An 18,352-nucleotide genomic window follows, 5' to 3' on the forward strand; every position below is an offset into this window, starting at 1 on the left:
GCCTGCGCCGCCCGGATCCGGACACTCTGAGAAGCTCGACTCCCTTGCGCCGGTACTAACCGGATCAGGTTCGAGGGTCTGCGGCTGTCCGCACTCTCAGCGCCCTCGCGTCTCCTGCATCTCTGCAAGGTCCGACGGCGGCGCTCCCCTGTCGTTATTAATCTGCCCTTATGGGCGTGGTTCAGTTTACACCTGTGGGTGTTCGTGCGCGCTGGGGTTGGTCACAAAGCGGTTGGCTCCCCTTTTCCTGCGTTGCGGGGGCGCTTGGCGCCCCATTCTCTCGTCTTAGCACGCACACCAGGCCCCACAACCAGACCTGAGACAATGATCCAGCAGAATCGACGCGGCAAAGGGGTATTTCATGACGGACCTTCCCACTACGGACATCCCCGTTCCCCAACCCCGCCTTGCCGCGAGCGTCATCCTGCTCCGCGACACCCCGGGCGGGCTCGAAGCCTTCGTGCAGCACAGGGTTGCCACCATGGACTTCGCCGCCGGCATGGTGGTCTTTCCGGGAGGCCGGGTTGATGCCGCAGACCAGGACGGATGGGATTACCCGGCTGAGCTGCTGGAACAGCACGCTGCAGACTGGCATCTGAGTTCCATCGCCGTCGATCCTCAACAGGCCCCGGCAAAGTCAGGCATGGTGCTCACCGCTGCCCTGCGGGAGGTTTGGGAGGAGGCCGGACTTCGCCTTGATGCCTCAGACCTTCGCCCCTGGGCCAACTGGGTCACGCCGACGGACATGCCCAAGCGCTTCGACACGTACTTCTATGTTGCCAAGCCGGATCCGGAAGCAGCACCCCAGCACCAAACCACAGAAGCGTGGCAATCACTCTGGATGCCGGTGGACGGGATCCTGGCGGCCGAGGCGGCCGGTAAATTACAGCTGATGCCACCCACGTATTACCTGCTCAAGGAAATTGCCGGTCTCGGAACAGTAGATGCCGTCTGGGAAGCCGATCACAATGTTGTCCCTGTCCTTGCACCACGCGGCTCCATGGCAGTTTTCCTCAAAGAACGGGAAAACCGCCGCTAGTCCCAAGCCACCTGGATGTGAGGCTAGGCTGGGGGCATGAACCTCTTTTTCAAGCTGCTGGGTGCCGGAGTAAGCCTTGCAGCCGGATTCGTCGGCACCAAGTTGGTCAACAAGGGCTGGGAAAAGGCCACGGGCAACAAGCCGCCCACAGGCCACGACGATATGGAAACGAGCCTCCGCTCAGCCTTGTCGTTCGCGCTGATTTCGGCCTTCGTCAGCACGCTCATCCAGGTTTTCGCGAGCCGTGGCACCCAACGTGCCATCGCCCGCTTCGCCAAAACGCAGGACATCGTCTAGGCCGCGCATAGGCATTCCAACGTGGGGTCACTTAGGCTCCCTCACCGCCGTCGGGAGGGCGCCTAAGTGACCCCGCGTTGTTCTAAGCGTCCGGGGTGGAACCGTCGCCGGCCGCCCTTTGGACAACCGCTTCAAGCTCATCCTTGGTGAGCAGTTCGCGGTGCCCATGCTTGGTTCGGTAAGCGGAGCGGCCCACCATGTGGGCGGAGACCGGTGCGGTGAGTAGCTGGAAAATCCAGGCCACCACAAGAACCGGCCAAACCCACCATGTGCGCATTTGCAGACCCATGGCCGCAAGCATGAGGAAAAGACCCAGGACCTGCGGCTTGGTTGCCGCGTGCATGCGGCTCATGAGATCGGGGAACCGCAAAAGGCCAATCGCGGCGCCGAGCGACATCAGGGCACCCACCACAAGGAACACGGCCGTCACTGCATCAATCACGGCATCCACGCCGGTAGCTTCAGGACTCATTGCTGTGATCCCTCCGATCGGCTACAAATCGGGCAAATGTTACGGAGCCTACGAAGCCGATCACCGCGAGAGCCACGAGTAACACCAGGTTGTTCAGGTGCCGGTTCATCGCCATATCGATCGCAAGCGCGGCGCCGAGAATGGCCAGCAGGACATCCGATGCCAAAACGCGGTCCAACAAAGAGGGGCCGATCGCGATGCGGATGATCGCTCCCACCGCAGCCAAGCTCAGAATGACAGCTGTCACCAGCAGAACGAGTTCTTTCACAGTGCTGCCCCTTCCAGACCCGGGCTTGGTTCATCCTGGAGTGCGTCGAGTTCCTCGCGCGTTCCCATGATCCGGATCAGCGTGGCCTCGATGTTCTGAACTTCCTGACGGATCTTGGCAATTCCGGCTTCCTCATAAATATTGAGCGCGTGCAGATAAAGCGTGGACGTCGAGCGGTCCACTTCCACCACCAGCGAGCCCGGGATCAGGGAGATTACGTGCCCGGTTGCCGTCACTATGAGGTCCGAATGGCTGCGCAACGGAACAGCGACGACGGCGCTACGCACCTTTGGCCCCTTCACTACGGCCAGGTAGAGGACCAGGAAGCTCGCTGCCGCCACTTTGCCCAGGAATACCAGGGCGAAGGAAATGGCGCGGAGAACATTGAACCTGCCGCTAAGCTCCACCGGCGGAAGGTAGAAGAACTTGGCCACGAGCACAGCGATGAGTGCACCGAACAGCAGGTTGCCCGGGCTGAAGTCCCGCCACAGGGCGCCCCAGACGATGACCAGCCATACCAACAGCGGCAGTTCAGTGCGGAAGGAGATTGGTTTTCGGCTCATTTGGCAGCCCCTGACTGACCCACTGCTGGCACCTGTGCAGAGTCCCCCAGGACTGAATGGATGTAGGCAGTACGGTCCAACATGATTTCCGCCGAGCCGTCGGCGAGGTGGAAGAGTGGGCCCGCAAAGACTGTGAGCGCAACACCGAAGGCCACAAGGCCCGCGGTGGAGCCCACCATTGTCCGGGGAAGTACCCCCACGTTGCCTGGGGCCTGAAGCACCGGATCCGGGTACTCGGCGTCCTCGGGCTTGCGCCAAAATGCCCTGTTCCAAACACGGGCAATTGCCAACAAGGTCAGGAGGCTGGTGACGACGCCGCCCACTACCAAAACGATGGCCAGCGGCGTACCCAGTTGCACGCCCGCTTGGAGGAGCCCGAGCTTGCCCAGGAAACCCGAGAATGGCGGGATGCCCGCAAGGTTCATCGCCGGGACGAAGAACAACAGGGCAAGGAGTGGTGAGAGCTTGGCCAGGCCACCCAAGCGGTCAATGGACGACGAACCGCCCCGCCGCTCAATCAGGCCGGTGACCAGGAACAGGCTGGTCTGCACGGTGATGTGGTGCGCCACATAGAACACCGCCGCGCCAAGGCCCGTGACAGACGACATTGCCAAGCCGAACACCATGTAGCCGATGTGGCTGACCAGGGTGAAGGACAAGAGACGTTTGATGTCGCTCTGCGCCAAGGCACCCAGGATGCCCACCACCATGGTCAGCAGAGCCACCACCATCAAGGGCACGTTGAGGGTGTCGCCGGGGAAGAGGAGTGTCTCGGTGCGGACCATGGCGTAAACACCCACCTTGGTCAGCAAACCGGCAAACACTGCTGTGACCGGAGCCGGAGCGGTTGGATAGGAGTCGGGAAGCCAGAACGACAGCGGGAATACGGCCGCCTTGATTCCGAACGCCACCAGCAGCATCACGTGAAGCAGATTCTGGGTTCCTTGATCCAGCTCGGCCAGCTTGATGGCGAGGTCCGCCATGGTGATGGTCCCCGTAGCTCCGTAAATCATGGCGATGGCGATAAGGAACAGGACCGACGACACCACGGACACCACCACATACGTGACGCCGGCACGGATGCGGGGCCCCGTCCCGCCAAGGGTCATCAGCACGTAGCTTGCCGTCAGCAGGATTTCGAAACCCACGTAGAGGTTGAAAAGGTCACCAGTCAGGAAGGCATTGGATACGCCCGCCACCAGGATCAGATAGGTGGGGTGGAAGATCGAGACGGGCGCTTCCTGGTCGCCGTCAGCCATGCCTTGGCCGGTGGCGTAGATCAGGACGGCGAGGCTTACCACGGTGGAAACCACCAGCATGAGCGAGGAGAACTGATCAACCACCAACACCACGCCCCACGGCGGCAGCCAACCACCCAGCGTGACGGATGTGGTGCCTCCCTCCCACACGGACGCCAGGAGCAGGCATTCGAGCAGGAGTGTCGCGCTGAGGATCACGATGCTGACTACCCGCTGCGCAGCCGTATGCCGGATCAGCACGAACGCCAGGGCTGCGCCGAGGATCGGTAGGAGGACAGCCAGTGGCGACAGGTTTGCGAGATTCACGCGCTGCCTCCTTCCTTGGTTCTTACCGTGTTGGGCTTTTCGGTCGCGTCCGGCTGGGCACGGTCTTCGGGGCTGGCCGGAGTGATCGCAAACTCCGATGTTTCCAGCGGGACAATGGCGTCGTCTTCCGCGTCGAAGCTCGGAGTCCGGGCTACGCGGCGGTCTTCGATGTCATCCTGGATCTCGTCCTGCCGTGCCAGGGCCCAGGTCCGGTAGATGATGCCGAGCATGAAGGCGGTGACGGCGAATGAAATGACGATGGATGTGAGGATCAACGCCTGTGGCAGGGGGTCGTTGTACTCACTGGAGGCTGTTTCCTTGTCGAACAGAGGAGCCAGGCCGGCGTACCCTCCCGTACTGAGGATCAGCAGGTTGGTCGCGTTGGCAAGCAGCATCAAGCCAAGCAGGACGCGCGTCAGGCTCCGCTCCAAAATCAGGTAGATGCCGCAGGCATACAGCACACCCATGACGATCAGGAGGGTCAGGTTGATGCTCATGGGTTGCCCTTCCCGGAAGCGGCAGTCTCAGCGGGCGCAGACTCGACGACTCTGGTCTTTCCGGCCTTCGCCCCCTTCTCTTCAAAATGTTCGTCGATCTCGGCGCCCAGGCTTCGTAGAACGTCGAGCGCCAAGCCCACCACCACGATGTAGACGCCGATGTCGAAGATCGTGGACGTGACGAACTTGACGTCACCGAACACAGGCAGCCAAAACTCGATGATCGCGCTCTGGAACACCTGTCCGCCCAGGAGGAGAGGCACGAAACCGGACACTGCCGCCGTCGCAAGTCCCGTCCCCAACAGCGTTCCGGCACTCACCGTCGCCGCCTCGCTTAACTCGAAGCGTCCACCGGCGAGGTATCGGATGGTGAGGGCGAGGCCTGCGGTCAAGCCGCCTGCGAAGCCGCCCCCGGGCAGGTTGTGGCCCGCAAGAAGAAGATAGATGGAAAAGACGATCATCGAGTGGAAAATCAGCCTGGTGACCACTTCGAAGATGATGGACCTCCGCTCAGGGGCCAGCGTCCTGCCTGCAACGAGCCAGGCATCCCGGGTCACGTCCGTGAACTTCCTCGCCACGGCCAGCCGGGCACCGTCGCGGGAGTCACGGTCGACGCCGGTGCGCCGCCCCACGCTGCCTTCCGGCACTGCCTCTGAGGTTTTGATGCGATCGCCGCGGCTGCGCACGAAGATCAGGCTTGCAACGCCGGTAGCGGCCACGGCCAGGACCGAAATCTCGCCGAAGGTGTCCCATGCGCGGATGTCCACGAGGGTCACGTTGACCACGTTCAGGCCACCGCCGCCTTCGTAGGCCAGGCGTGGGAATTCAAGGGAGACAGGCGTGGCCACACGGGCACCCATGGCGTAGATGGCAACAAAGATCATGGTGATGCCGAAGGCGGCACCTACGATCACGCGGATCACCCGGAGGCGGCCACCCGTTCGGTCCCGTAGTTCGGCGGGTAGGCTGCGCATTGCCAAGACGAAGGCCACCAGCACGATGGTCTCCACCAGCATCTGGGTCAGTGCGAGATCAGGCGCACCTTGCAGGGCAAACATGAGCGCGATGCCGTAACCAGTAACAGACACCATGAGCACCGCCAGGAAGCGCTTGTTGGCGCGGACAGCAGCCAGCGCTCCCACCACGATGCCCACTCCCGCGATCAACTGCAACGGAGAGTTCGGATCGATGAAATAGACGCCGCCCGGCAAGGGTTTGTTGTTCAGGAGCAGAGCGGCGAGCGGCACTGCGAAGGCAACCGTGAGGATGACCGTCAGATAGAAATACAGCGAACCACGCTGGGTGCGGCCCGTGACCCACACTGCGACGTCGTCCAAACCGCCAATCGTGTGTTGGTAGGCGCGGTCGCCATCCACCCAATCGGGAACCAGGCTTTGCACGCGTGAAACAACGTTGCGGCCGTAGAACATTGCGGCACCGGCTACGAAGGTGATCGCGGTGAGGCCCAAGGCGGGAGTGAGCCCATGCCACAAAGCCAGATGTCCGGCGTCGGCGGCTTCCTCTCCGCCTACAAACAGCGCTGCGTAAGGCTGGATCCAGCTATCCACGGGCGCGGGCCACAGCCCGTAAACAATGGTGAGGAAACTCAGGAGCGCGGGCGCGGCAAGGAAGGCGGGCTTGATGGCCTTGAACGGCGTACGCTCAATACCCGGCTTCGTGGCAAAGGCACCCCACATGAAGCGGGCGCTGTATGCGAAGGTGAGGATGGAACCGATCACGAGACCGACGAGGATCCAGATGCCCCAGGCAGGTGCGTCATAACCATTTCCATAGTGCACGAAGGCTTCAAAGACGGACTCCTTGGCCACGAAACCCGCCAGCGGCGGCACCCCCGCCATGGATGCGGCCGCAATCGCGGCCACAACCCCCAAGGCTCGTGAGGAGCGGAAGACGCCGGAGAGTTTCCGGATATCGCGTGTCCCGGACTGGTGGTCGATGATGCCGACCACCAGGAACAGCGCAGCCTTGAACAAGCCGTGGGCCAGCAGAAGACCAAGCCCGGCAAGGGCGGCGTCAGGTCTGCCCAGGCCCACCACCATGGTGAGGAAGCCGAGTTGGCTCACCGTTCCGTACGCCAGGATGAGCTTGATATCGGTCTGGCGGAGGGCCCTGTATCCGCCCACCAACATAGTGGCCAAGCCGAGGCCAAGGACCATTGGCAGCCAGAATTGCGATTCCACGAAACCCGGGGCCAGGCGCGCGACGATGTAAATACCGGCCTTCACCATGGCTGCGGCATGCAGGTAGGCGCTCACTGGAGTTGGAGCTGCCATGGCACCCGGAAGCCAGAAATGGAAGGGGACCAGCGCCGATTTGGTCACGGCACCCACCAGGATGAGAAGGACGGCAGCCCCCACCATCCCACTTGTGCTGCCGTTAACGAGCGTCCCGGCATGGTCCAGGATGGTGGAGATCCGGTAGGTTCCTGCGGCTTGGCCCAGGATGATGAGACCCACCAACATCGCCAGCCCGCCCGCCGTGGTAACCATCAGCGCCTGCAGGGCAGAACGCCGTGCGGCCAGGCGGGTGCGGGCATAGCCGATGAGCAGGTAGGACAAGACAGTGGTGAGCTCCCAGAAGATGAACATCATCAGGAGGTCGTCGGACGTCACCAGGCCGAACATGGCACCAGCAAAAGCCAGGAGTTGGGCGCCAAACCCACCGAGCCCAGGGTCCTTGTTCTTGAAGTACCGGGCGCAATAGACCAGCACCAAGGCGCCAACGCCGAGGATGAGCAGTGACATGACCCAGGCGAGCGCGTCCATCCTGAAGGCAAACTCGAGCTTCAGGTTCGGAATCCAGGGGAATACTTCTTCTATGCCGCCACCGGAATATACGGGACCGTGCTGGAGAACCAGCCAAACGAAGGCCACGGCAGGAACCGCTGCCAGGACATAGAAGGCGTTCCGACCAAGTTTGCTGAAGATGAAGGGCGCCACAGTTGCCGCTACAAAGGTGATGGCGAGAACTGTGATCACTGTTTTCTCCGCAAAGTCAGAAACGAATTGTCAAAAGTTGGAGCAGGCGGTCATACGTTGGGTTCAGTTTGACCAGTTTATCAAGGGGCCCGGACAGTTTTTGGCCGGAGCCGATGGGGCTTGGGGATTGAATTCCCCCTGCGTTATTCACATGGCGGTCTGTCATCTGCCCGCCACTGTCAGAGTCCCGATAGCATTCAGGCTATGAACGCGGCCGCAGTTCCCGAAGCCTCCCACCCAGCATCCGAGCTTGCCTCCGGACCTGCTTCCTCCAAGAAGGGCCAAATCCTCGCGTGGGCGTCCTGGGATTGGGGCTCGGCTGCCTTTAACGCCATCATGACCACGTTCGTCTTCACCGTTTACCTGACCTCGTCTGCCTTCGGCGGCGAGGACGCTGCATCTGCCGCACTTGGTGCTGCTTTGGCCGTGGCGGGCCTGGCCATCGCGTTGCTGGCGCCCGTAACGGGCCAACGTTCGGATGCCGGCGGTCGGCGCAAGCTCTGGCTCGGAGTCAACACTGCGGCCACAGCCGTCCTCACGGCCCTGTGCTTCTTTGTGTTCCCGCAGCCGGGATTCCTTCTCCTTGGTGTCTGCCTGATCGCGCTTGCCAATATCTTCTTTGAGTTCGCCGGCGTGAACTACAACGCCATGCTGGCCCAAATCTCCACACCCAAAAACATCGGCAAGGTCAGCGGCTTTGGCTGGGGCATGGGATACCTCGGTGGGATCGTGGCGTTGTTGCTGGTCCTGCAACTCTTCGTCCAGCCGTCTTTCGAATGGTTCGGTGCATCCACTGAAGAATCGCTGAACATCCGGCTTGTGGCCATTTTCTCGGCCCTGTGGTTCTTCATCTTCGCCCTGCCCGTGCTGTTCGCCGTTCCGGAAGTTTCCGTGAAGAAGGACACCGCGTCCTTGGGCTTCATAGCGTCGTACAGGCTGCTGCTCCGGCGCATCGTGGCGATCTATCGCACCAGTCCCCACACCATTTACTTCCTGCTGTCCAGCGCGATCTTCCGCGATGGCCTTGCTGCAGTCTTCACATTCGGCGGGGTGATCGCGGCCGGGACCTTTGGTTTCGAACTTAAGGAAGTGATCTTCTTCGCCATTTTCGGCAACGTCGTGGCAGCGGTTGGCGCCATCATCGGGGGCTTCCTTGACGACAAGATCGGTCCCAAGGCAGTCATCGTGCTTTCCTTGGTGGGTCTGCTGATCGCGGGCACGTTCATCCTGGTGCTTGGCAACGGAAACTACGTTTTCTTTGGAAACAGCTGGCCGGCCGCCAATACGTTCTGGATCTTCGGCCTGCTGCTGTGCCTTTTTGTTGGCCCAGCCCAGTCTTCGTCAAGGGCGTTCCTGGCCAGGCTCGCCCCGGACGGCGAGTCGGGAGAACTCTTCGGGCTCTACGCCACCACGGGCCGGGCTGTCAGCTTCCTTGCTCCCACCCTCTTCACCCTGTGCATCACAATTGCAGCTCCGATTGTTGAAGAAGGTGGAGCCCAGCGATGGGGCATCCTCGGCATAATGGTTGTCCTGCTGGCCGGCCTCCTGGTGATCCTGCCAGTGAAGCCGCCCAGCAGGACCAAAATCGCCGTGGTACCGGATCACTGACTTCACTGCAACAGCTGAGCGCGAACGCCGTACCAGTGCAGTTCCAACAGAGTTAGGGTGGAGATATGAACGTGGATGAGACTGAACTCCCGGGCCTTGGGGTCCGTAAGGATTTCGTCACGGCCTCGGGCCGTCGCATCGGTGTCGTGGAGCTTCGCGAGGGCGAGACCGAGCTCTTCGTGTCCACATGGGATGACCCGGACACCTGCCAGGCTTCCATTCCCCTCACGGCCGATGAAGCAGCAACCCTGGGCAACCTCCTGGGCGGGCAACACATCGCCATGCGCCTGGCAGAAGCCCACCGCGAGATACCTGGCATCGTGACCCGCCAGTTCTCCATCACACCTGACTCCCCGTTCGTGAACCAGCCCATGGGCAAAGCCCAGGTCCGCACCCGCAGTGGCGTGTCGATCGTCGCGATCATGCGTGAAGGGGAGGTCGTCCCCTCGCCCGCACCCGATGTCGTACTTCACACAGGTGATTTGCTCGTTGCGGTTGGCACCCAGGAAGGCCTCGACTCGGCGGCCGATATCCTCCGCAACGGCTGACCCGCCATGGATCCACTCGCACTAGCCCTCGTTGAACTGGGGGCCGTCGTCTTCTGCCTCGGTCTCCTTGCTCGACTAGCGGGCCGGATCGGCATGTCTCCCATTCCGCTTTACCTGGTGGGTGGCTTGGCCTTCGGTGCAGGCGGCTTCGTCAAATTGGATGGCATGCATGAATTTGCCCATCTTTCCGGCGAAATCGGCGTCATCCTGCTGCTGTTGATGCTCGGGTTGGAATACACCGCATCTGAGCTGGTCACCGGACTCAGACGTTCATGGCAGGCCGGGGTCCTGGACTTCGTCCTGAATTTCCTGCCCGGCGCCGGGATTGCCGTACTTCTGGGCTGGGGACTTGTGGGCGCCATCGTGATGGGTGGCGTTACCTATATCTCGTCCTCAGGAATCGCGGCGAAGGTCATCACTGACCTCGGCCGGATCGGTAACCGCGAAACTCCCGTAGTGCTTTCCATCCTCGTTTTCGAGGACCTCGCCATGGCCATTTACCTGCCCATTCTCACTGCCATCCTGGCCGGTGTCGGTTTCCTGGGTGGACTGCAGACGGTGGGCATCGCGCTGGCGGTGGTCACGGTGGTCCTGATGATCGCGCTCAAACATGGGCACCGCGTCTCCCAAGCCGTTCACAGCGAGAACTCGGAAGTGTTCCTGCTGAACGTGCTCGGCCTGGCGCTCCTGGTAGCCGGTATCGCCTCCGCCCTCCAGGTCTCAGCCGCAGTGGGTGCATTCATGTTGGGCATCGCCATCTCCGGTGCCACGGCCCACAACGCTACCCGCATTCTTGAACCCCTGAGGGACTTGTTTGCCGCAATCTTCTTCGTCGCCTTCGGCCTCAACACGGACCCCACGTCCATCCCGCCGGTCCTGGGCTGGGCACTGCTGCTCGCCCTGCTGACAACTGCCACCAAAATGTTCACGGGATTCTGGGCAGCCAAACGTGCAGGCATCGCAATGCCGGGCCGCTTCCGTGCGGGAGCGGCCCTGATTGCGCGTGGTGAATTCTCCATCGTCATTGCTGGCCTGGCGGTGGCCTCGGGAGCCGTACCGGACGAGGTCGCAGCCTTGGCTACGGCTTACGTCCTCATCATGGCCATCACGGGTCCACTGGCCGCTCGCTTCGTGGAGCCTGTGGTCAAGGCACTGCGCAGGAGCCCCCGCACACCGCCGCGTCAGGCCGAGCGCGCCACGGCCTGACTGGTCAGCGCCTGACGGTTGGCGCTTGACGTCAGCGCCTGACGCCCAGCCCGTTTCCGGCTAGATCGCCGTCCGGTGGAAATTCTGGTGGCTTCGGCTGGCGGTCGGTCCGCGCTGGCCCTGGTAGCGGTTGCCGTACTCACCGGAACCGTAGGGGTGTTCCGCTGAGGACGTCAGGCGGAAGAAGCACAACTGCCCGATCTTCATGCCCGGCCACAGCTTGATGGGCAGCGTCGCCACGTTGGAAAGTTCCAGCGTGACGTGTCCGGAGAAGCCCGGATCGATGAAGCCGGCGGTGGAGTGCGTCAACAAACCAAGCCGGCCGAGGGAAGACTTACCCTCAAGGCGGGCAGCGATGTCATCGGGCAGGCTGACGGTCTCGTACGTTGAGCCCAGTACGAATTCACCCGGGTGCAGGATGAAAGGCTCATTGCCTTCCACCTCCACCAGCCGGGTCAGCTCGGGCTGCTCCTCGGCGGGGTCGATGTGGGCATATTTGTGGTTGTCGAAGAGCCGGAAAAACCGGTCAATCCGCACGTCCACGGAAGACGGCTGAACCATCGCGGGATCGTACGGTTCAAGGACAATCCGTTGGGAGTCTATTTCGGCACGAATATCGCGGTCAGAGATCAGCACAGCATCAAAAATACCCCATGCATTGTCCGGGCCATGCATTGTCCGGGCCGCCCCATGGGACTATAGTTCCCGGACATGTAAAGCCGCGCCCGTACTTGGGGGCAACGAGCATTCGCGGGGTAATTGTGGGGAAATTGTCAGCGCCTGCGGCTATCGTGCTGGCTGGCGCGCTTGCCATATTGGTAGCCGCGTCCAGCCAAATCCTGCCAGCGACAGAGTCCCTACCGGGCGGCGGCACTACTTCTTCGGGCAGCGTCCCTTCCGGCCTCACGGCCCCTGAAACGAGTACGACGCCGGACCCCGCACCCTTGGAGGCGACCCCCGCCGCCAGCGAAGAAGCCGGCGGTGGCACTACGCCGGGCCCGGGTTCGGGGACGAGTCCCGGTTCCGAAAACGGTGCGCCGACTGGACCGATCGCAGTAGATCCGACTTTTGAGACGCCCCCTCCGGTGCCGAACATCGGGCCTTCATGGGGCCCGGACGGTCCTTCCTCGGACGGCACTCCCTCCGGGAATCCAGAAGTCAACGAGCCCGCCGCCCCCAGTCCGCCCGCCGCGTCTGCACCGTCGTCGGCTTCCCCCACGTCGGTTCCGACGCCAACTGCACCTGCCGCAGGACCTGGCCCGTCGGAGTCATCGACGCCAACGCCGCCACCGACTCAAACGCCATCGCCAGCCCCCTCGCAGACTCAAACGCCGTCCCCGTCACAAACGGCATCCACTCCGTCACCAACGCCAGCCCCACCCACGCCCACTCCATCTTCAACGACGTCCACGCCCTCACCCGCACCCACCCCCTTCCCCGGGAAGACCCCGAGCAGCGATGCGGATCCGGACAACGGTTCTCTGGCGCTTCTCCCGGACGACAACACCGCCGCCATCTTGACCGTGTTCAACGCCATCAACAGCTACCGCGCTTCTTTGGGCCTGGCCCCGGTGAAGTATCACGCAACCGTGGCGAGCATGGCGCAGGAATGGTCGAACAGCATCGCCAGCCGTGAAGTGATCCAACACAGGGCGAACTTTTGGACGGATCCGCGCGCGCTGAACCCGAACAACGGCGCTGGTGAGGTCATTGCCGTCCGATGGGATCGTGACGCTGCCCAACTGGTGGAGTGGTGGAAGGGCTCCCCCGGTCATGACGCCCTGCTGCGCGATCCACGCTTCAATGTGATGGGCATTGGAATCACGTACACCGACGGAAATTGGCAAACGACGCCCAACCGCTACACGCTGTGGGGCGTGGTGAACTTCTTCGGCTACACCACGCTGCCCGCCGGAACCACTACGCGGCCCGGCGGGACGGTCACGCCGCCCACGGATCCTGTGAGTGTGTGCGAACCCGGCGGCAAGTACCAGCCGCCTACCGTGGATCTCAGCGCGGCGGCCATCCGCAGCGCGGCGGACCTTGTATCCATCAGCCCGGACGGAACGGTTTATTCCTACCCATCCTTGGGTAACGCCAAGTACGGCGCGGCCCGCAAGATAGGAGTCGGTTTCACCGGACTCAAGGAGTTGTTCGTATCCGATTGGGACCGCGACGGCGTCTTTGACCTCATCGCCCAACGCCTGGATGGAGCGCTCCTGGTGTACCCGGGCAGGCAGTCAGGCGGCTTCGGATCGCCGGGAGTCCTGGGCCAAGGGTGGGAGTCCCTGAACATAGCCGTGGGTAATTGGTGCGCAAACAACCGCCTGCCGCAAATTGTGGCCATGGATGCATCCGGTGGGCTCTGGTTCTACAAGAATTCCGGAATGACGTACATACGAACCCAAGCGGCAATCGGAACAGGCAACAAGGCCGTCCGGCTCAGCATGGTGGACTACAACGCCGACGGTTTCCAGGATCTCCTCACGGTGGAGCCCAATGGTTACCTGAGGCTGTACCGCGGCAGCGGGCTGGCCATCCCGAAGCAGGAGGCCAGGCCGGTGGTGGGTGCGGCGTGGACCGACTACACCGGCTTGCGTTCACTTCAAGGAGTGACCGGCGCGAACACCGCGGGCGTCGCGGGCCTGGGCACCAATGGAGTATTGGAGTATTGGGACCTCACCTCGGGAGGACTGACGACCCCGGTCATTGTCGGCGGCGGTTGGAGCGGCTTCAAGCTCGCCCAGTAGGGAACCGCGCAGTGGTCAAGCCGCCTGGCCGGACTCAATGACGGTCTTGAGCTGCTCCAACTGGGCAACCTCACTTTCCATCGTTTTTTGGATCATGCTGTTCATAAGTTTTTGCAAGCCTTTGGGGTGGTACTCCAGGGCGAACCTGAGCCGCGTCGTCTTGCCCTCGGTGCTGAGGTAATAGCCCCCAGTGGGCCGGGCGGGTCCGGCTACCACTGCAAAACGCACTTCTGCGCCAGGGCGAGCCTCTGTGATCTCGAAGTCAGCGGCGATCGGCCGTCCTCCCGGGCCAGTAAGGGTCTGCTGATAGACCGCGCCCTTCTGGCCGCGCACCCCGGATCGAAGCGAGATACTGCGGATGCCGGAACGCCAGAGGGAGTTGTTCATACCATCCATCAGGAATCCATAGACGGTCATGGCATCCCTGCTGATCACCACTTCGTAAGCTGCAAATGCCACGGAAACCTCTTTCGGCGTACGGTTCGAATGTCGTAGCCCGCTTCCCCATACACTGCAGCTAACACCTTCAGAATAGTCAGCCGCGCTTCCCTGCGACACACGACAAACGAGCCTTGACCGAATGGTTACCTGGCGGCGTATCTGAGACACAGCTGACACATAGTCCCGGGCCGGGTAGAGTTCGTGCCGCTGGCAAAAACCAAATTGGGGGCGTAATGCGAGTACTGAACCATCCGTTTGTCCACGGCAATGCACGACGACGGTTGGCTGCTTGCGCGGCATTCCTCGCGATGGCTGTGGCTGGCGGAGTCATGACCGCTGCGCCTGCGTCGGCAAGGCCGCTTCCAACAACGGCACCCACGGCAGCGGCATCTACGGCGGCATCCGCAATCGCGAACAAAGTGGCAGCGCCCACCACGGTGAATCCCCTGCCAAGCGTGGATCCCATCGGTAACCCTGCAAGCTTCTCCGTCCTGGTCAATAAATCCAGGCCACTGAATCCCGTCAGCTACGCCCCCAGCGACCTCATCAATGCCCGCGGCTCGGGCCAGTACATGCGGGCCGAAGCCACCGCCTGGCTCAACGGCCTCTTCCAGGGAGCAGCCGATGCTGGTACCGGCGGCCTGTCGATCGTGAGTGGCTACCGTTCCTATGCCCAGCAGCAGGAAGTGTACGCCTACTACGTCAGCATCTACGGCCAGGCCTATGCCGACACCATCTCGGCACGTCCGGGGTACAGCGAACACCAGACGGGCCTTGCCATGGACATCGGCAATGCTGCTGGTTCCTGCGGCCTAAGCACCTGCTTCGGAGATACAGCGGCCGGCAAATGGGTGGCGGCGAACGCGCACAAATACGGATTCATCGTCCGGTACCCCAACGGCTACACGGGCACCACCGGGTACAGCTACGAGCCTTGGCATTTGCGCTACGTTGGCGTCGCGCTGGCCACTGATATGAACCGGCGCGGATTCCCCACGCTGGAGCACTACTTCGCTGGAAACCCGGCGGCCGCTGCGAGCATCAAGTCCGGCGCCGACCTCGTGGCCACCGACTCTTCAGGCCGGATGCTGCGTTACCCCGCGACGGCGGCAGGCGGGTATGGGGCGCCCGTCCAGATCGGTTCGGGCTGGACCGGCTTGAAGCAGGGCTTCGTGGTGGACTGGGACATTGATGGCATCTACGACATCCTTGCGCAGTGGAACAACGGCGTCCTGGGCGTTTACCGCGGCCTTCCCGGCGGCGGTTTCGCCGGCCAGGTTGTTGTAGGCAGCGGCGGTTGGGATCGCATGACCATCACCGTGGGCAAGTGGACGCACGCGCACCCCCGGCCCGGCGTCGTCGGGTATTTTCCGGATGGTGTGCTGCGCTACTACCCCAATACCTTCGGCGGTGCGCTGAGCGCTCCGCAGATCATCGGCAAGGGCTGGAACGGCATGGAACTGACCATGGCCGACTGGGAGGGCGATGGAGCCAATGACATCCTGGCGAGGACAGCTTCCGGTTCGTTGTTCAATTATCGGGGAGACGGCTGGGCTGGTTTCTTTGGCCCGGCCACCACCGTGGGCACGGGTTGGCAGTTCATGCGCACGCTGCAGCCGAGCTTCGGGCTGACCGGCGCGGGCACTCGCGGCATCACTGCGCAAACTGCTGAGGGCAACCTCTACAACTACGGCCTCGGCAGGGGTTCCTGGAGTACCTACGCGCAGGTTGGATCCGGGTGGAACGGCCTGAAGCTCTTCAAGTAGACATGGTTGCGCGCCTGTCATGAGGACCCCCGCAACTGCGCTAAGCTAGGACTCGCTCCGGCGAATAGCCGACAGCGACGCGGGCGTAGCTCAATGGTAGAGCGCTAGCTTCCCAAGCTCGATACGCGGGTTCGATTCCCGTCGCCCGCTCCATCGTGACCCCTTGCCTCCGGGCAGGGGGTCATCTTGTTGGAAACCCTTATGGTCCTGACCCCCTTTGCCGGCGAAGCTCGGCGATATCCCGGAAAATCAACGCATTGCGGTTGCCGCCGAATTCAAAGTGGGTCAGGAAGCCACGCAGCTGGGAATTACGACGGCGGCACTCACCAGATAAGGCCCCGCACCCGTCGACCCGGGCGGCCCTCAAGCCTAAACTCGTAGATACATCCACCTATCCGGGAGGTCCTGCAATGACTCTCACCGACGATGCTGAGGCGGCTCCACTCGCCGTCATTCACCGCCTGCTGGAAGCCACGAACAAGCATGATCTGGAAGCCTTGGCCGAATGTTTCGCGCCTGGCTATGTCAACGAGACGCCTGCCCATCCCACCAGGGGCTTCACGGGCAGGGACGCTATCCGCAGCAACTGGGAGCAGCTCTTCACAGGGGTGCCGGACATCAAGGTTCGAATGGTGTCCCACAGCGTGTCCGGCAACCAGGCCTGGACCGAACTGCACATGCAGGGCGCGTGGCGGGATGGCACGCCACATGAGCTCACGGGCGTCATCATTTTCGGCGTGGAAGAGGGCGTCATCAACAGTGCCCGGTTCTACATGGAGCCTGTGGAGCACTTCGTTCGTGTTGACGACACCGCGGACCGCGTCAGCCACCGGGTAACCCATGGCCGTCCCGCCGTCGAGCCGGCACAGTGAACCGGCTCGATATACAGCGACTCAAGTGCTGGGTGTATCGTCAGGAGTCAGGAGCCATTTCGGCTCCGCTCTAGGGAGCCATCATGGGCGACAAATCACCGCGCCAAGCTGCATCGAAGAAGTCCAGTAAATCCATCAAGGAAAAGCGCGCGGACAAACGGGCCGCCGAGTCGCCGGACACTGCGGCCGCGAAACCCGCAACCGGCAATAAAAAGTGATTGGGGCGCAAAGTCCGCTAAGCATTGGCGTTCTGGGTTCTTCGCTGAAGCCCAACGAGCAACGGCTACCGATCCACCCGCAACATCTTGAGCGCATTGCTCCGGAACTGCGCCAACGGCTCCATCTTGAATATGGCTATGGCGAACGCTTTGGTGTTCCGGACAGCAAACTCGCCGGGCTTGTGGGCGGGCTGGGCACGCGGCGCGAGCTCATTGCCGGGAACGACGTCATTCTGCTGCCCAAGCCGCAGGCCGAGGATCTTGCTGAACTCCGGGACGGGCAGACCCTCTGGGGTTGGCCGCACTGCGTTCAAGACGAAGTCATCACCCAGCTCGCGATCGATAAAAGACTGACTCTCATCGCTTTCGAAGCCATGAACCACTGGGCTGCTGACGGCGGCTTCGGACTTCACGTCTTCCACAAAAACAACGAGCTTGCCGGATACTGCTCCGTGCTGCATGCGTTGGCCTTGACCGGATCGACGGGTGATTACGGTCGCCGGCTTACCGCAGTGGTCATCGGTTTTGGCGCCACTGCCCGCGGAGCCGTGACAGCGTTGAATGCTCACGGCGTCCATGATGTCCAGGTGCTGACGAACAGGGGTGTTGCCGCGGTTGGTTCCCCGATCCACTCAGTGCGGATCGTGCAGTTCGACCACGACAACAATGCACCATTCCTGAGTGAAGTCATCACAGACGGTGGCCGCAAACCACTGGCCCCGTTCCTCGCTGCCGCGGACATTGTGGTCAACTGCACCTTGCAGGATCCGAACTCCCCGCTGACCTACCTGCGGACCGAGGACCTGGCCGGGTTCCGGCCGGACAGCCTGATAGTGGACGTGTCCTGCGATCCCGGCATGGGATTCAGCTGGGCAAGGTCCACAACTTTCGATGAGCCCATGTTCCGGGTAGGCGGCCACGTGAACTACTACGCCGTTGATCACAGCCCCTCCTACCTGTGGAATTCGGCCAGCTGGGAGATCAGCGAGGCCTTGTTGCCATTCCTGGAGACTGTGGCCGCCGGTCCTGACGCATGGGACGCCAACGAGACGATCTCCCGTGCCATCGAGATTCGCGACGGCGTCATCCGCAACCCGGATGTGCTCGAGTTCCAGGGACGCTCCGCGGAGTACCCACACCTGCCGGCTGCGGTCCAAACGCCCGTAGCCTAAAGGCTCCACGAAAAAGGCAGTGCCTGCGGCTTCACCGCAGGCACTGCCTTTCTGCTTGGGTGCAGTTATGC

19 protein-coding genes, 1 tRNA gene and 1 riboswitch are annotated in these 18,352 nt (G+C 62.3%); of the genes, 12 read left to right on the forward strand and 8 right to left on the reverse strand.

Annotated elements, in window-relative coordinates; all coding sequences use genetic code 11:
- Positions 1-23 precede the first annotated feature (23 nt).
- A riboswitch (TPP riboswitch) is annotated at positions 24-160 on the reverse strand.
- A gap of 201 nt (positions 161-361) precedes the next feature.
- Together ABIE18_RS18905 and ABIE18_RS18910 are read left to right on the forward strand one after the other, a co-directional pair.
- Positions 362-1,039, forward strand: coding sequence for an NUDIX hydrolase (locus ABIE18_RS18905; protein WP_499724130.1), 678 nt, complete (start codon positions 362-364; stop codon positions 1,037-1,039).
- Between the two features lie 36 nt (positions 1,040-1,075).
- A complete protein-coding gene (locus tag ABIE18_RS18910; protein ID WP_216926797.1) occupies positions 1,076-1,336 on the forward strand; it encodes a DUF4235 domain-containing protein in 261 nt (86 codons plus the stop codon).
- 82 nt (positions 1,337-1,418) lie between these two features.
- Here ABIE18_RS18910 and mnhG read toward each other — a convergent pair whose 3' ends face one another.
- The 6 genes from mnhG to ABIE18_RS18940 are packed head-to-tail and all read right to left on the reverse strand — an operon-like array spanning position 1,419 to position 7,700.
- Positions 1,419-1,808 carry a monovalent cation/H(+) antiporter subunit G gene (gene mnhG, locus ABIE18_RS18915; protein WP_499724131.1) on the reverse strand — a complete coding sequence of 130 codons (390 nt, stop codon included), beginning with the start codon at positions 1,806-1,808 and terminating at the stop codon, positions 1,419-1,421.
- Entirely contained in the window at positions 1,798-2,076 is a 279-nt protein-coding gene (locus ABIE18_RS18920) for an MrpF/PhaF family protein (protein ID WP_442006066.1), read from the reverse strand. Before ABIE18_RS18920 ends, mnhG begins: the two co-directional genes overlap by 11 nt.
- Complete coding sequence (locus tag ABIE18_RS18925; RefSeq protein ID WP_499724132.1) at positions 2,073-2,639, reverse strand: Na+/H+ antiporter subunit E; 567 nt, start codon at positions 2,637-2,639, stop codon at positions 2,073-2,075. The genes ABIE18_RS18920 and ABIE18_RS18925 overlap by 4 nt, the downstream gene beginning before the upstream one ends.
- Positions 2,636-4,204 carry a Na+/H+ antiporter subunit D gene (locus ABIE18_RS18930; RefSeq protein ID WP_499724133.1) on the reverse strand — a complete coding sequence of 523 codons (1,569 nt, stop codon included), beginning with the start codon at positions 4,202-4,204 and terminating at the stop codon, positions 2,636-2,638. Before ABIE18_RS18930 ends, ABIE18_RS18925 begins: the two co-directional genes overlap by 4 nt.
- On the reverse strand, positions 4,201-4,701 hold the full coding sequence (locus tag ABIE18_RS18935; RefSeq protein WP_477514025.1) for a Na(+)/H(+) antiporter subunit C: 501 nt from the start codon (positions 4,699-4,701) through the stop codon (positions 4,201-4,203). The genes ABIE18_RS18930 and ABIE18_RS18935 overlap by 4 nt, the downstream gene beginning before the upstream one ends.
- Entirely contained in the window at positions 4,698-7,700 is a 3,003-nt protein-coding gene (locus ABIE18_RS18940; RefSeq protein ID WP_499724134.1) for a Na+/H+ antiporter subunit A, read from the reverse strand. Before ABIE18_RS18940 ends, ABIE18_RS18935 begins: the two co-directional genes overlap by 4 nt.
- A 204-nt stretch (positions 7,701-7,904) precedes the next feature.
- Here ABIE18_RS18940 and ABIE18_RS18945 point away from each other — a divergent pair, with 204 nt between their 5' ends.
- From ABIE18_RS18945 to ABIE18_RS18955, 3 genes are all read left to right on the forward strand, one after another.
- Complete coding sequence (locus ABIE18_RS18945) at positions 7,905-9,308, forward strand: MFS transporter (protein ID WP_499724135.1); 1,404 nt, start codon at positions 7,905-7,907, stop codon at positions 9,306-9,308.
- Between the two features lie 65 nt (positions 9,309-9,373).
- Positions 9,374-9,856 carry a cation:proton antiporter regulatory subunit gene (locus ABIE18_RS18950; RefSeq protein ID WP_216927152.1) on the forward strand — a complete coding sequence of 161 codons (483 nt, stop codon included), beginning with the start codon at positions 9,374-9,376 and terminating at the stop codon, positions 9,854-9,856.
- A 6-nt stretch (positions 9,857-9,862) separates the two neighbouring features.
- Complete coding sequence (locus tag ABIE18_RS18955) at positions 9,863-11,062, forward strand: cation:proton antiporter (RefSeq protein ID WP_477514028.1); 1,200 nt, start codon at positions 9,863-9,865, stop codon at positions 11,060-11,062.
- Between the two features lie 60 nt (positions 11,063-11,122).
- Here the strand turns inward: ABIE18_RS18955 and dcd are convergent, their stop codons facing one another.
- A complete protein-coding gene (gene dcd / locus ABIE18_RS18960) occupies positions 11,123-11,698 on the reverse strand; it encodes a dCTP deaminase (RefSeq protein WP_216927188.1) in 576 nt (191 codons plus the stop codon).
- Positions 11,699-12,167: 469 nt separating this feature from the next.
- Between dcd and ABIE18_RS18965 the strand changes: the two genes are divergently transcribed.
- Positions 12,168-12,698 carry a hypothetical protein gene (locus ABIE18_RS18965; protein ID WP_499724136.1) on the forward strand — a complete coding sequence of 177 codons (531 nt, stop codon included), beginning with the start codon at positions 12,168-12,170 and terminating at the stop codon, positions 12,696-12,698.
- Complete coding sequence (locus ABIE18_RS18970) at positions 12,634-13,812, forward strand: CAP domain-containing protein (protein WP_499724137.1); 1,179 nt, start codon at positions 12,634-12,636, stop codon at positions 13,810-13,812. Before ABIE18_RS18965 ends, ABIE18_RS18970 begins: the two co-directional genes overlap by 65 nt.
- Before the next feature lie 15 nt (positions 13,813-13,827).
- Here ABIE18_RS18970 and ABIE18_RS18975 read toward each other — a convergent pair whose 3' ends face one another.
- Positions 13,828-14,271 (reverse strand): SRPBCC family protein, encoded by a 444-nt coding sequence (locus tag ABIE18_RS18975; protein ID WP_499724138.1) that lies wholly within the window; start codon positions 14,269-14,271, stop codon positions 13,828-13,830.
- Positions 14,272-14,486: 215 nt separating this feature from the next.
- Here ABIE18_RS18975 and ABIE18_RS18980 point away from each other — a divergent pair, with 215 nt between their 5' ends.
- From ABIE18_RS18980 to ABIE18_RS19000, 5 genes are all read left to right on the forward strand, one after another.
- Positions 14,487-16,019 (forward strand): M15 family metallopeptidase, encoded by a 1,533-nt coding sequence (locus ABIE18_RS18980; RefSeq protein ID WP_499724139.1) that lies wholly within the window; start codon positions 14,487-14,489, stop codon positions 16,017-16,019.
- 79 nt (positions 16,020-16,098) lie between these two features.
- Positions 16,099-16,172: transfer RNA gene (locus ABIE18_RS18985), tRNA-Gly, on the forward strand.
- A gap of 257 nt (positions 16,173-16,429) precedes the next feature.
- The gene (locus tag ABIE18_RS18990) at positions 16,430-16,891 is read left to right on the forward strand and encodes a nuclear transport factor 2 family protein (protein ID WP_499724140.1); all 462 of its coding nucleotides are present in this window, start codon (positions 16,430-16,432) and stop codon (positions 16,889-16,891) included.
- Positions 16,892-16,974: 83 nt separating this feature from the next.
- On the forward strand, positions 16,975-17,109 hold the full coding sequence (locus ABIE18_RS18995) for a hypothetical protein (protein WP_263422337.1): 135 nt from the start codon (positions 16,975-16,977) through the stop codon (positions 17,107-17,109).
- Positions 17,106-18,281, forward strand: a complete 1,176-nt coding sequence (locus ABIE18_RS19000; protein WP_499724141.1) for a N(5)-(carboxyethyl)ornithine synthase — start codon at positions 17,106-17,108, stop codon at positions 18,279-18,281. The genes ABIE18_RS18995 and ABIE18_RS19000 overlap by 4 nt, the downstream gene beginning before the upstream one ends.
- The last annotated feature ends 71 nt before the right edge of the window (positions 18,282-18,352 follow it).

Source organism: Arthrobacter sp. 2762 (genome assembly GCF_040548745.1).
Taxonomy (GTDB): Bacteria; Actinomycetota; Actinomycetes; order Actinomycetales; family Micrococcaceae; genus Arthrobacter.